13 protein-coding genes are annotated in these 12461 nt (G+C 67.2%); 8 read left to right on the top strand and 5 right to left on the bottom strand.

Going from position 1 to position 12461, the window contains the following annotated elements; genetic code table 11:
* The first annotated feature begins 5 nt into the window (after positions 1–5).
* The 3 genes from GY40_RS24560 (at position 6) to GY40_RS24550 (ending at position 2557) form a co-directional block, all read left to right on the top strand.
* On the top strand, positions 6–362 hold the full coding sequence (locus tag GY40_RS24560) for an ArsC family reductase (RefSeq protein WP_038368054.1): 357 nt from the start codon (positions 6–8) through the stop codon (positions 360–362).
* Between the two features lie 261 nt (positions 363–623).
* Entirely contained in the window at positions 624–1778 is a 1155-nt protein-coding gene (gene tgt, locus GY40_RS24555; protein WP_038368051.1) for a tRNA guanosine(34) transglycosylase Tgt, read from the top strand.
* Positions 1775–2557: a hypothetical protein gene (locus GY40_RS24550; protein ID WP_051988486.1), complete on the top strand. Its 783-nt coding sequence runs from the start codon at positions 1775–1777 to the stop codon at positions 2555–2557. Before tgt ends, GY40_RS24550 begins: the two co-directional genes overlap by 4 nt.
* On the opposite strand, the gene GY40_RS24545 is transcribed toward GY40_RS24550, so the two are convergent.
* A complete protein-coding gene (locus GY40_RS24545) occupies positions 2477–3460 on the bottom strand; it encodes a DMT family transporter (RefSeq protein ID WP_038368049.1) in 984 nt (327 codons plus the stop codon). The two genes, GY40_RS24550 and GY40_RS24545, sit on opposite strands and share 81 nt — an antisense overlap.
* A 172-nt stretch (positions 3461–3632) precedes the next feature.
* Here GY40_RS24545 and GY40_RS24540 point away from each other — a divergent pair, with 172 nt between their 5' ends.
* Positions 3633–4283: a hypothetical protein gene (locus GY40_RS24540; RefSeq protein WP_156116073.1), complete on the top strand. Its 651-nt coding sequence runs from the start codon at positions 3633–3635 to the stop codon at positions 4281–4283.
* A 21-nt stretch (positions 4284–4304) separates the two neighbouring features.
* Here GY40_RS24540 and eno read toward each other — a convergent pair whose 3' ends face one another.
* Positions 4305–5588: a phosphopyruvate hydratase gene (gene eno, locus GY40_RS24535; RefSeq protein ID WP_038368043.1), complete on the bottom strand. Its 1284-nt coding sequence runs from the start codon at positions 5586–5588 to the stop codon at positions 4305–4307.
* A gap of 300 nt (positions 5589–5888) precedes the next feature.
* Here eno and GY40_RS28520 point away from each other — a divergent pair, with 300 nt between their 5' ends.
* Entirely contained in the window at positions 5889–6014 is a 126-nt protein-coding gene (locus GY40_RS28520) for a hypothetical protein (RefSeq protein WP_260368326.1), read from the top strand.
* Here the strand turns inward: GY40_RS28520 and GY40_RS24530 are convergent, their stop codons facing one another.
* On the bottom strand, positions 6015–6245 hold the full coding sequence (locus GY40_RS24530; protein ID WP_038368040.1) for a hypothetical protein: 231 nt from the start codon (positions 6243–6245) through the stop codon (positions 6015–6017).
* Positions 6246–6568: 323 nt separating this feature from the next.
* Here GY40_RS24530 and queF point away from each other — a divergent pair, with 323 nt between their 5' ends.
* On the top strand, positions 6569–7024 hold the full coding sequence (gene queF, locus GY40_RS24525; RefSeq protein ID WP_038368038.1) for a preQ(1) synthase: 456 nt from the start codon (positions 6569–6571) through the stop codon (positions 7022–7024).
* A gap of 134 nt (positions 7025–7158) precedes the next feature.
* Here the strand turns inward: queF and GY40_RS24520 are convergent, their stop codons facing one another.
* Both GY40_RS24520 and kdsA read right to left on the bottom strand, forming a co-directional pair.
* Complete coding sequence (locus tag GY40_RS24520) at positions 7159–8355, bottom strand: MFS transporter (protein WP_051988485.1); 1197 nt, start codon at positions 8353–8355, stop codon at positions 7159–7161.
* The gene (gene kdsA / locus GY40_RS24515) at positions 8348–9217 is read right to left on the bottom strand and encodes a 3-deoxy-8-phosphooctulonate synthase (protein WP_038368036.1); all 870 of its coding nucleotides are present in this window, start codon (positions 9215–9217) and stop codon (positions 8348–8350) included. The genes GY40_RS24520 and kdsA overlap by 8 nt, the downstream gene beginning before the upstream one ends.
* 302 nt (positions 9218–9519) lie before the next feature.
* Between kdsA and clpS the strand changes: the two genes are divergently transcribed.
* Both clpS and clpA read left to right on the top strand, forming a co-directional pair.
* Entirely contained in the window at positions 9520–9861 is a 342-nt protein-coding gene (gene clpS, locus GY40_RS24510) for an ATP-dependent Clp protease adapter ClpS (RefSeq protein WP_038368775.1), read from the top strand.
* A gap of 43 nt (positions 9862–9904) precedes the next feature.
* Positions 9905–12457, top strand: coding sequence for an ATP-dependent Clp protease ATP-binding subunit ClpA (clpA, locus tag GY40_RS24505; RefSeq protein WP_038368033.1), 2553 nt, complete (start codon positions 9905–9907; stop codon positions 12455–12457).
* The last annotated feature ends 4 nt before the right edge of the window (positions 12458–12461 follow it).

Below are 12461 nucleotides of genomic sequence, written 5' to 3'. Positions count from 1 at the left end.
TCGGTATGACGACGACGATCTACGGCATCAGGAACTGCGACACGATGAAGAAGGCGCGCGCCTGGCTCGACAGCCACGGCGTCGCTCACGCCTTCCACGACTACAAGGCGAGCGGCATCGACCGCACCTCGCTGGAAGGCTGGGTGAAGGAGCATGGCTGGGAGACGGTGCTGAACCGTGCCGGGACGACCTTCCGGGCTCTGCCGGATGCCGAGAAGCAGGGGCTCGACGCGGGCAAGGCGATCGCGCTGATGCTGGCGAACCCCTCGATGATCAAGCGCCCAGTGCTCGATCTCGGCAAGGGCAGCACGATCGTCGGCTTCAAGCCGGAGATCTACGAGACGGCGCTGGTGGGGAAGTAGCGACGCCGCTTTAACACGGGGGATGGGCGGGAAGGCGCGGGTCATCCCGGACAAGCTGCGTAGCGGCGCCGATCCGGGATCCATGGCTGAGCCTTTCCGATGAAGGTTCCGGCATGGATCCCGGGTCTCCCTGTGGTCGCCCGGGATGACGATTTGATCGGGATTCCCGGTGATGGCGCATGGCTCATCCGGCGCGCGGGTCTCTTCCCTAAACCGGCGCGCTGCTCTACCTCGCAGGCTATGACCGTTCAGCCCCAGCCCATGCAGCCGGACATCGCTGCCACTCCCGAATTCACCTTCAAGGTCGCGGCCCGCGACGGCGCCGCGCGCACCGGCGCGATCAGCATGCCGCGCGGCGTCATCCGCACGCCGGCCTTCATGCCGGTCGGCACGGCCGCGACCGTCAAGGGCATGTATCCCGAGCAGGTGAGGGCGCTCGGCGCCGATGTCGTGCTCGGCAACACCTATCATCTGATGCTGCGCCCGGGGGCCGAGCGTATCGCGAGGCTCGGCGGGCTGCACAAGTTCATGAACTGGCCTCACCCGATCCTGACCGACTCGGGCGGGTTCCAGGTGATGTCCCTGTCGCAGCTCAGGAAGCTGACCGAGGAGGGCGTCACCTTCCAATCGCATATCGACGGCTCGAAGCATGTGATGACTCCCGAGCGCTCGGTCGAGATCCAGAACCTGCTCGGCTCCGACATCGTGATGCAGCTCGACGAATGCGTCGCGCTGCCCTGCGAGGACAAGGTGGCCGAGAAGGCGATGCGCCTGTCGCTGCGCTGGGCCGAGCGCTGCAAGACGGCCTTCGGCACCCATCCGGGCCGCGCGCTGTTCGGCATCGTGCAGGGCGGGGCTGTGCCGAGCCTGCGCGTCGAGAGCGCACGCGAGCTCGCCGCGATGGATCTCAAGGGCTATGCCGTCGGCGGGCTCGCGGTCGGAGAGCCGCAGGAGGTCATGCTGGCGATGATCGAGGCCGTCGAGCCGCATCTGCCGCAGGAGAAGCCGCGCTATCTGATGGGCGTCGGCACGCCCGACGACATCGTCGAGGCGGTTTCGCGCGGCATCGACATGTTCGACTGCGTGATGCCGACGCGCGCCGGCCGCCATGGCCAGATCTTCACCCGCTTCGGCCGGATGAACCTGAAGAACGCCAAGCATGCCGAGGACATCAGGCCGATCGACGAGCAATCCGCCTGCCCGGCCGCGAATGGCTGGTCGCGCGCCTATCTGCACCATCTGGTCAAGGCCGAGGAGATGCTCGGCAAGATGCTGCTGACCTGGGTGAACCTCGCCTATTACCAGGAGCTGATGGCGGGCCTGCGTGGTGCCATCGCGGCCGGGCGCCTCGCCGATTTCATCGCCGAGACGAAGGAAGGCTGGGCCAGGGGCGAACCCGGAAGCAGCCCGGCGTGACCGTTACCGATCCCGGCCTGCTGCTCGTCAAGATGGCGATCGCGGCCGCGGTGGTGGTCACCTGTTCGCTGATCGCCGAGCGCAGCGGGCCGAAGCTCGCGGCGATGATCGCCACCTTGCCGATCTCGCTCGGCCCGGTCCTGTTCTTCCTGGCGCTCGAGCACGAGCCGGCCTTTATCGCCGAGAGCGCCCGCGGCACGATGCATTCCAATGTCGCCAATGCCGGCTTCGTCCTGGCCTATGTCCTGGCGGCGCAACGCCTTGCAACGCTGCCGAGCCTTGCTGCCGCGCTGACGGCCTGGATCGCGGTGCTGCTCGGGGTGCGAGCCCTGTCGCTGGCGGCTTTACCCCTGACGCTGCTCGCCACGGTCGCGCTTGTCCTTGTTCATCTCCTGGTGCGGCCGTTTCTCGCCGCGCGGCCCTCCGTCCTGTCAAAGCGGGCCTGGTTCGCAGTTCCGCTGCGCGCCGCTTGCGTCGCCGCCCTGGTCGGTGGCGTCACCGTGGCGAGCCATCAGGTCGGGGCGAACTGGTCGGGCATCCTCGCCGGGCTCCCGCTGGTGCTGTCGAGCCTCGTCCTGATCCTGCAGCCGCGCATCGGCGGGGCCGCGACCGCCGCCCTGATCGGGAATGGCGCGCTCGGCCTGCTCGGCGTCGGCCTCGGCCTGGCCGTGCTCCACTTCACGGCCGTCCCGCTCGGCTCAGGAACGGCGCTGGCTCTCGGATTGCTGTTGTCGATCTGCTGGAATCTCGGGCTCCTGGCGCACCGGCCGGCGCCATGACGCCACGAACAGCCCGCTGACGATCAGACCGAAGCCGGCGAGCTGCATCGGGCCGGGGAGCTCGCCCAGCACCGGAATGGCGAGCGTCGTGCCGGTGACGGGGATCAGCGGCGGAAACCGCCCGACCACGGCGGCGCCCAGCACATGCGCGGCCCAGCCCCAGAGCCACAGACCCAGGATGACGTTGATGACGCCCTGATAGAGCGCATGCAGGAGGAGAACCCACCAGGGCGCGATGTCGAAGCCGCGGAAGAAGAACAGGAAGTAGATCGGCAGATAGGCGAGCGACAGCACCGAGACGATCACCGCTCCCTTGAGGCCGTCGATCTTCCAGAGCTGGATCAGCAGTGGGTAGAAGCCCCAGAGCAGCCCGACGCCGAGGAAGCAGAGATCGCCCCTGAGCGTCTCGGACGCCGCCCCGCTGCTGCCGGCGAAGGCGAGGAAGCTCAAGCCGCAGATCACGCCGAGGATGCCGACGATCAGCGGCGCGGAGAGCCTTGCTCCGAACAGGACGACGCTGCCGACGATGCCGATCACGGTCACGGTGCCCGGGCCGATCGTGGCGCCATGGGCGGCGGGGGCCATCGTGAGGCCGGTCAGCATCAGGAAGGTCATCGGGAAGCCGCTGGTCGCCGCGAGCCAGAGGCCGCGGTTCCAGCCGACGCCGCCACAGGTGGCCAAGCCGCCCCCGCGCAGGAAGAGCGGCATCAGCAACAGGCCCGCCGTCGCGAAACGCAGTGCCATCAGATCATGCGGACCGACGCCGTTGAGCATGGCGTGCCGGCTGACGACGAAGTTGGAGCCGAAGATCAGCACGCTGAGCAGCATGCCGGCGACGGCGAGCCGGCGTCGGCGGCGTTCCTTGTCCTGAGGTGCGGGAAGGCTGGCGACGCGCTGATCCATGCGCTGGCATAGCGCGACTGCTGCACTGCCGTTACGGGCCGTTGCGCATGGCGCCCGCGCTTGCGGATGCGAACCGCAATTGCGCCCCGGTTCGGCCCTTCTGCCGCCCACAGGGCAGGGCTTGTTGGCTCCCGCGAGCCAAAGGGGCAGCGAGCGATCCGGAGTGGCAGCGATGTCCAGCACCCTCTATCCACCCAGCCCGGCAGCGATGGCGAGCCGGCTCGGCCACCACCTCCTGCTTTCGCTGGGCGTGGTGACGACTGTTGCTTTGCTCGCGGCGCTGCCTGCGCTTCTGTCCGGTACGGCGCCCGGACAGGGTGCCCGCGCCGCGATCGGCAATCAGGCGTCCGTGCCGGCGCTGGCGATGCTGCGGAACGGCAAGATCGCCGACCGGCTGGAGCGCATCTCGGCCGGGGGCGCGGAGATCCTGGCCAACGCGCCGGTCACGCCGGCGGCGCTGGCGATGCCGATGTCGTTGAATTGGCCGGAAACCGGGGAATGGGCGCCGCCGCAGCTCGCGATGCTCTCCGAGCGCCGGCCGCGGGCGGGCGACAGCACGCCCCGTGCAGTGTCGCGCCGGAGCGCTTCGCCGACGACCCGCGCCGTTGCGGCATCGGGGCCGCTGGTCATCCTGCCCCCCGCCGCGGCGACGGCGATCGAGGTCGCCTCGACGGCCGAGACGTCCCACGACGATTCCTGGAGCCGTCTCGTGATCGCACCGGCGACGAAGGTCGTCGATGCCGTTTCGGGGGCTGCTGGCGGCGTCCAGGCCGTCGGCTCCTGGGGCCTGTCGCAGGCGAGCGGCCTGCTGCCGCGCTGGTGAGCGCGGCAGCGCGGGCCTCGATCAGGCGAGGGCCTTCAGCGCGGCGCGGCCGGCATAGATCGCCTGCGTGCCGAGTTCTTCCTCGATGCGCAGAAGCTGGTTGTACTTCGCGGTCCGGTCAGAGCGGGCGAGCGAGCCGGTCTTGATCTGCCCGCAATTGGTGGCGACGGCGAGGTCGGCGATGGTCGAGTCCTCGGTCTCGCCCGAGCGGTGCGACATCACCGCCGTGTAGCCGGCGCGCTGCGCCATATCGACGGCGGCGAGAGTCTCGGTCAGCGTGCCGATCTGGTTGACCTTGACCAGGATCGAGTTGGCGGTCTTGCTCTTGATGCCGCGCGACAGGCGCTCGACATTGGTGACGAAGAGATCGTCGCCGACGAGCTGGCACTTCGCCCCGACGAGGTCGGTCAAAGCCTTCCAGCCCTCCCAGTCATCCTCGGCCATGCCGTCCTCGATCGAGACGATCGGATAGCTGCCGACGAGCTTGGCGAGGTACTTGGCCTGCGCCTTGGGATCGCGCGTCTTGCGCTCGCCCTCATAGACATAGGAACCGTCCTTGAAGAACTCGGTCGCGGCGCAGTCGAGCGCCAGCGCGATGTCCTCGCCCGGCTTGTAACCGGCCGCCTCGACCGCCTGCATGACGAAATCCAGTGCCGCTTCCGCCGACTTGATGTTGGGGGCGAAGCCGCCCTCGTCGCCGACATTGGTGTTGTGGCCGGCGTCGTGCAGCTTCTTCTTCAGCGTGTGGAAGATCTCCGCCCCCATGCGCAGGCCTTCGGCGAAGGAGCTCGCGCCGATCGGCATCACCATGAATTCCTGGAAGTCGATCGGATTGTCGGCATGGGCGCCGCCATTGACGATGTTCATCATCGGCACGGGCAGGACGCGGGCCGAGGTACCGCCGACATAGCGGTAGAGCGGCAGGCCGGACGCCTCGGCAGCAGCCTTGGCGACGGCAAGCGAGACGCCGAGGATGGCGTTGGCGCCGAGCTTGCGCTTGTTCGGCGTGCCGTCGAGCTCGATCATCGTCTGGTCGATCGCGGTCTGGTCCTCGGCGTCCATCGCGACGATCGCCTCGGCGATCGCGACATTGACCGACTCGACAGCCTGCAGGACGCCCTTGCCGAGATAGCGCGACTTGTCGCCGTCGCGCAGTTCCACCGCCTCATGCGCGCCGGTCGAGGCGCCGGAGGGAACGGCGGCGCGGCCCATCGAGCCGTCCTCGAGCACCACATCGACCTCGACCGTCGGATTGCCGCGGGAATCGAGGATCTGGCGTCCGATGATGTCGATGATGGCGGTCATGGCAGGCTCCGGAGAAGGGGCAAGCGGGAAGGACAGGCAGCTTCTAGAGGCTGTTCCCGGCCTTGGCTAGACATGGGGTGGGGTCAAGCCGGCCGGCGCGTCATGGCGCGGGAAGCCATAATGAGGCCTCCTTGTGGGTTGCGCATCGCGGCAAGGCCGATCGCGCTTTCTGGCCCGCGCGATCAGGCGAGAGGAGACTGTGTGAAGAGCGGCTACTCTGGAACGCGGACCGGCAAGGCGTGGCGCGATGATTGCGGATTTTTCGATGGTTTTGGCGCTTCGCCTCATCGGGAAACAAGCATGTTCCAGAATATGTCCGCTCGTCGTCGCCCCTCTCTCGCCCTTGTCCTGTTCTGGTGCGCGCTGACCGTCGCGTGGTGGGTCGGCCTGTGCCTCTACGCCGGCAGGCCGATCTGGTTCTGGTGATCACGCCTCGTCATCCGGCGTGGCGAAATAGCTGCCAAGCAGGAAGCCGCTCTGGAGCGCGAACAGATAGCCGATCCAGATGAAGAGGGTGAAGAAGCTCAGCTCTCCGCGGATCAACCAGAGCGGAAAGAAGAAGAGCGTCAAAGCGGCGCTGGCAATGACGATGGCCGGATAGCCATAGGACAGGCCAATCAGAATACCGAGCAGAAATAATATACCCGCAATTATCATAAAATTATCGGGATCTGATCCGTTACGCTATTGATTTGCACTATGATGTTGCATGGTGCGTCGCAAGGATGCGTGTGGAAGATCGATAAATATTGAGATATCGCGCCCGGTAGGTCTTTGGGGCGATCTCTGCGCTTGTCCGATACGGGCGAGGCTATGCGGCCCGGCTCCGATGCGCGCCGAAGGGTCATGCGCCTGCACGGGCAGCTCCCACCATCGCGCAAGATGCTCTGGCCAAAGGGTTGGGGCAGGATTCTCGCGAAAAACCGGCTCCCACTGTTTCGCGTCCTGCTCTAGAAGCGGCGCAAACACAGGAGCATCCGATGTCCATCGACGCCTCGACCTTGCAGCTCGGGCAATCCAGCGCGCTGCCGGCCTCGCCGCAGGAAGCCCGCCTCGACCGCGTGCCCAATCCCCATGCCGGTACGCATTATCTCGCCCGCTTCACCTGCCCGGAATTCACCTCGATCTGTCCGGTGACGGGCCAGCCGGATTTCGGCATCCTCGTCATCGACTATCTGCCGGGCCAGTGGCTGGTGGAGTCGAAGTCGCTCAAGCTCTATCTCGCCTCGTTCCGCAACCACGGCGCCTTCCATGAGGATTGCACCGTCGGCATCGGCAAGACACTGGTCGATCTGCTGGAACCGGAATGGTTCCGCATCGGCGGCTACTGGTATCCGCGCGGCGGCATCCCGATCGACGTGTTCTGGCAGACCGGTGAGCCGCCGAAGGGGCTCTGGCTGCCCGACCAGGGCGTCGCGCCCTATCGCGGGCGCTGAGGCCGGCCGGACGTTTGGGAGCCGGGCGTCGTTCTCGGGCCTGACCCGAGAATCTCCGGGCAGAGGAGCGCAGGGAACGTCCTTTGGGAAGACATGCTCGGGTCAAGCCCGAGCATGACGGCGGCGTGTACCTCTCAGGTCCGCGAGCCCAAGGGCGGCAGCAGCTTCGGCGCCATCAGCCCGAGCAGGCCGACGGCGGTGCCGAAGAGGGCGAGCGCTCCTTGCGTGCCGAGCGCTTGAAGGGCCGTGCCCATCAGCAGCGGCCCGGTCGCGTGGCCCATGAAGAAGAAGCAGGCGAAGAGCGCCATCGCCGAACCGCGTGCCGTGGGAGCAAGCTCCGTCGCCTGGGCCTGGAACGTTCCGTGGATCAGGAAGAAGCCGAAGCCGATTGACAGGAAGATGCCGATCGACGTCCACCATGGCGCTGGCAGGATGAAGGCGAAATCGGCCAGCGCCACGGCAAGCCCGCCAAGGCGCATCATCTGCGCAGGTCCGACGCGCTGGACAAGGATGCGCGTCAGCAGGCCATAGACCAACCCGCCAAGCCCCATCGCGCCGATGGCGATCCCCGCCTCGGATGGGCCGGTGCCCGAGCGCTCGTGCAGGATCGCAGCGACGAAGGGTGGCAAGCCGAAGATCAGCGCGCCTTCCAGCAGCACGAGGCCGTACAGCACCTTGCTGCGCGGATTGGCGAAGACGGCTGCGTAGCTCGTCATGGCGCCGGCGAGACTCAGCGGCGGCCGTTCGGCGAGGGGTCGGGGCTTCAGGACGAGCCGCACCACCAGCGCGCCGCAGGCCGCGAGCGCGGCAGCCACCCCCAGCACCGCCCGCCAGCCGATATGGTCGGCGACCACCCCCGAGAACGAGGCGCCCGCCATCTGGCCGATGATCATGATGACGAGGAAGCGACCGAGCATGATCTGCCGCTCGGCCATCGGAGCCCTATCGCCGATCGCCGCCATCGCGGCGGGGATCACGCCGCCCGCCATCACGCCGGCTCCGGCACGCAGCGCGAACAGCATCCAGTAGTTGGTGGCGAAGGCCGCAAGGCCGGACAGCACGCACAGCAAGGCGAGGCAGGTCGAGATGCTGCGCAGCTTCCCGACCGAGTCGGCGATCGGACCGAGGAAGGGCTGGCCGAGCGCATAGCAGCCGGCGAAGGCCGTCACCAGGAAGGCGATCTGGTGGACGCTCTGGCCGAATTCGGCGGCGAGCGTCGGCACCAGCGGGTCGACCAGCCGCATGGTGAAGGTCGAGGCGAAGCCGCACAGCCCCAGCACGGGGATGAGGGCGCCGAGATCATGGCCGGCGGCCGGCTTCGGCTCAGACATAGGCCAGGTTTGGCGACGGGCGGCCCTTGGCGAGACGATCGAAACCCTGCAGCTCGGCGATCAGGCTCTGGAACTCCGACAGCGGCACCATGTTCGGCCCGTCGGACGGCGCCTTGTCCGGGTCGGGATGCGTCTCGATGAAGACGCCGGCGACGCCGACCGCCACCGCCGCGCGCGCGAGCACCGGCACGAATTCGCGCTGCCCCCCGGAGGAGGAGCCCTTGCCGCCCGGCTGCTGCACCGAATGGGTGGCGTCGAAGATCACGGGGGCGCCGATCTCGGCCATGATCGGCAGGGAGCGCATGTCGGTGACCAGCGTATTGTAGCCGAAGGAGGCCCCGCGCTCGGTCAGCATGACATTCGCATTGCCGCTTTCCGTCACCTTGTTGGCGACGTTCACCATATCCCAGGGAGCGAGGAACTGACCCTTCTTGATGTTGACCACCCGGCCGGTCTTCGCCGCCGCGACAAGCAGGTCGGTCTGGCGGCAGAGAAAGGCGGGGATCTGCAGCACGTCCACCACCTCCGCCACGGGCGCGCATTGACTCGCATCATGCACGTCGGTCAGGACGGGCATGCCGGTGCGCTCGCGGATCTCCGCGAAGACGGGCAGGGCGGCTTCCAGCCCCATGCCGCGCTGGCCGCGCACGCTGGTCCGGTTCGCCTTGTCGAAGGAGGTCTTGAACACCAGCCCGATGCCGAGCGCCGTCGCGATCTCCTTGAGCGCCAGCGCGCATTCCAGCGCATGGCCCCGGCTTTCCATCTGGCAGGGGCCGGCGATCAGCGCGAGCGGCAGGGCGTTGCCGAAGCGCACGGGCCGGGCGAGATCCTCGCCGATGGAGACGATGGCGTGCGGGGTCATGGCATTTCCTTTGCGGGCGGGCAGCCGGGCATATGGCTGCTGCACCGCCCCGGTCAAGTCGCGGTCCGGGGTCGGGGCGGGCGAGGCCAGCGCAGAGTTGATCGGCTGCGACGCGAACAGGCTGGCGAAGCGGAGACGAGGTCTGTAAATTCAGTGACGAAGCACTATCTTGGATCGTGATGCGGGATCGGTTGGGTACGGCGCGGACGGATATGAGCGAGGCAGGCCAGGGCAGAGCGATGCGAGCCGGGATTTCGCAGGGGATGTCCGCGCGCGCTGAGCGTGTCGCGGGCACCGTCGGCATGGCCGACCGCCCGAAACGGGCCGGGCCGCCGGCCGATGGCGGGCGCGAGGGAACCGGGACGGCGGTGCTGACCCGGACTCGCACGCGCAAGCCCAATCTTTATCGTGTCCTGCTCTTGAACGACGACTACACGCCGATGGAGTTCGTCGTTCACGTGCTGGAGCGGTTCTTCAACAAGGATCGCTCCGAAGCCACGCGGATCATGATGCATGTGCATCAGAACGGCGTCGGCGAATGCGGCGTCTTCACTTACGAGGTCGCCGAGACCAAGGTTACGCTGGTGATGGATCTGGCGCGCAAGCACATGCATCCGCTGCAATGCGTGATGGAGAAGAAGTAGCCTTGGGTATTTCACCCTCTCAAAACAGATAGGAGCGCGCCCCTTGCCGAGTTTCTCGCGCAGTCTCGAACAGGCGCTTCACCGGGCTCTGGCTCTGGCCAATGAGCGCCGCCACGAATACGCCACTCTCGAGCATCTCCTGCTCGCGCTGGTCGATGATCAGGACGCGGCCGCGGTGATGCGCGCCTGCAGCGTCGATCTCGACCTGCTTCGTCGCAACCTCGTCGACTACATCGACGCCGAGCTGACCAATCTGGTCACCGACGGCCGTGACGATTCCAAGCCGACGGCGGGCTTCCAGCGCGTGATCCAGCGCGCCGTCATCCATGTCCAGTCCTCCGGCCGCGAGGAGGTGACCGGCGCCAACGTGCTCGTCGCGATGTTCGCCGAGCGCGAGAGCCACGCCGCCTACTTCCTGCAGGAGCAGGACATGACCCGCTACGACGCGGTCAACTACATCAGCCACGGCATCGCCAAGCGCCCGGGCGCCAGCGAGAGCCGTCCGGTGCGCGGCGCCGAGGACGATGCCGAGCCGCAGCGTGAGCAGCGCGCCGAGCAGGGCCAGAGCGACGACAAGGAGAAGAAGAAAAAGGAAAGCGCGCTCGACGCTTACTGCGTCAACCTCAACCGCAAGGCGAGGGACGGGCGCATCGATCCGCTGATCGGCCGCGAGGCCGAGGTCCAGCGCACCATCCAGATCCTCTGCCGCCGCCAGAAGAACAACCCCCTGCTGGTCGGCGACCCCGGCGTCGGCAAGACCGCGATCGCCGAGGGCCTCGCGCTCAAGATCATCCGCGGCGAGGTGCCGGAGGTGCTGCACGACGCCACCGTCTTCTCGCTCGACATGGGCACGCTGCTCGCCGGCACGCGCTATCGCGGCGACTTCGAGGAGCGCCTCAAGCAGGTGATGAAGGAGATCGAGCAGCACCCGAAGGCGATCATGTTCATCGACGAGATCCATACGGTGATCGGCGCCGGTGCGACCTCGGGCGGCGCGATGGACGCCTCCAACCTGCTCAAGCCCGCGCTCGCCTCCGGCACGCTGCGCTGCATCGGCTCGACCACCTACAAGGAATACCGCCAGTATTTCGAGAAGGACCGGGCGCTGGTGCGCCGCTTCCAGAAGATCGACGTCAACGAGCCGTCGATCCCGGACACGATCGAGATCCTCAAGGGCCTCAAGCCCTATTTCGAGGAGTTCCACAAGCTGCGCTACACCAGCGACGCCATCAAGGCGGCGGTGGAGCTCTCGGCGCGCTACATCCATGATCGCAAGCTGCCGGACAAGGCGATCGACGTCATCGACGAGACCGGCGCCTCGCAGATGCTGCTGCCCGAGGGCAAGCGCAAGAAGACCATCGGCGTGAAGGAGGTCGAGGTCGCGATCTCGACCATGGCCCGCATCCCGGCCAAGACCGTCTCGAAGGACGATGCCGAGGTGCTGCGCAACCTCGAGGAGACGCTGAAGCGCTCCGTCTACGGCCAGGAGAAGGCGATCGAGGCGCTGTCTTCGGCGATCAAGCTCGCCCGTGCCGGCCTGCGCGATGGCGAGAAGCCGATCGGCAGCTATCTCTTCGCCGGCCCGACCGGCGTCGGCAAGACGGAGGTCGCGCGCCAGCTCGCCTCTTCGCTCGGCGTCGAGCTGATCCGCTTCGACATGTCGGAATATATGGAGCGCCACACCGTCTCGCGGCTGATCGGTGCGCCTCCGGGCTATGTCGGCTTCGACCAGGGCGGCCTGCTGACCGACCAGATCGACCAGCATCCGCACAGCGTCCTGCTGCTCGACGAGATCGAGAAGGCCCATCCCGACCTGTTCAACATCCTCCTGCAGGTGATGGACCACGGCAAGCTGACCGACAACAACGGCAAGCAGGTCGATTTCAGGAACGTCATCCTGATCATGACGACCAATGCCGGCGCGGCCGATCTGGCCAAGAACGCCTATGGCTTCACCCGCCAGAAGCGCGAGGGTGACGATACCGAGGCGATCAACAAGCTGTTCGCGCCGGAGTTCCGCAATCGTCTCGATGCGACGATCTCCTTCGGCCACCTGCCGAAGACCGTGGTCGCCCGCGTCGTCGACAAGTTCGTGCTCCAGCTCGAGGCGCAGCTCGCCGACCGCAACGTCACCATCGAGCTCTCGGACGAGGCGCGCGACTGGCTGGTTGAGAACGGCTATGACGAGGCGATGGGCGCCCGGCCGATGGCCCGGCTCATCCAGCAGACGATCAAGACGCCGCTCGCCGATGAGGTGCTGTTCGGGCGTCTCAAGGGCGGCGGCGCCGTCAAGGTCGTGGTCGTCCAGTCCGAGACCGGCATCAAGGTGCTCGGCCTCGAGTTCCCCGATGGCCCGGTCAAGCCGAAGCCGGAGAAGGATGTCGTGGCCGCCACCGCAAAGCGCGAGCCGAAGTCGCGCGCCAAGGTGTCGGGCGCCGCCCCGGCCAAGCCCGTTCCGCCTCGTCGTGCTCCCAAAGGTGGTGCAGGGTCAGCCGGCACGGGGTCGAATGGGGCACCGGGCGGCTCGGCCGCGCCGACCAAGGCGTCCGGCCGTGCCGTCCGCACGGTGCCGAAGGTTCCGCTGACCAAGGCGTGAGAAG

The sequence above is a fragment of the Allobosea sp. UNC402CLCol genome (assembly GCF_000745475.1).
Taxonomy (GTDB): domain Bacteria; phylum Pseudomonadota; class Alphaproteobacteria; order Rhizobiales; family Beijerinckiaceae; genus Allobosea; species Allobosea spartocytisi.
This window is presented reverse-complemented; position numbering and strand designations above follow the sequence as displayed.

What these genes read in the sequence shown, in the direction of transcription:
- GY40_RS24560 (WP_038368054.1), top strand. Translation starts at nt 6, where the DNA reads ATGACGACGACGATCTACGGCATCAGGAACTGCGACACGATGAAGAAG.
- tgt (WP_038368051.1), top strand. Translation starts at nt 624, where the DNA reads ATGCAGCCGGACATCGCTGCCACTCCCGAATTCACCTTCAAGGTCGCG.
- GY40_RS24545 (WP_038368049.1), bottom strand. Translation starts at nt 3,460, where the DNA reads ATGGATCAGCGCGTCGCCAGCCTTCCCGCACCTCAGGACAAGGAACGC.
- GY40_RS24540 (WP_156116073.1), top strand. Translation starts at nt 3,633, where the DNA reads ATGTCCAGCACCCTCTATCCACCCAGCCCGGCAGCGATGGCGAGCCGG.
- eno (WP_038368043.1), bottom strand. Translation starts at nt 5,588, where the DNA reads ATGACCGCCATCATCGACATCATCGGACGCCAGATCCTCGATTCCCGC.
- GY40_RS28520 (WP_260368326.1), top strand. Translation starts at nt 5,889, where the DNA reads ATGTTCCAGAATATGTCCGCTCGTCGTCGCCCCTCTCTCGCCCTTGTC.
- GY40_RS24530 (WP_038368040.1), bottom strand. Translation starts at nt 6,245, where the DNA reads ATGATAATTGCGGGTATATTATTTCTGCTCGGTATTCTGATTGGCCTG.
- queF (WP_038368038.1), top strand. Translation starts at nt 6,569, where the DNA reads ATGTCCATCGACGCCTCGACCTTGCAGCTCGGGCAATCCAGCGCGCTG.
- GY40_RS24520 (WP_051988485.1), bottom strand. Translation starts at nt 8,355, where the DNA reads ATGTCTGAGCCGAAGCCGGCCGCCGGCCATGATCTCGGCGCCCTCATC.
- kdsA (WP_038368036.1), bottom strand. Translation starts at nt 9,217, where the DNA reads ATGACCCCGCACGCCATCGTCTCCATCGGCGAGGATCTCGCCCGGCCC.
- clpS (WP_038368775.1), top strand. Translation starts at nt 9,520, where the DNA reads ATGGCCGACCGCCCGAAACGGGCCGGGCCGCCGGCCGATGGCGGGCGC.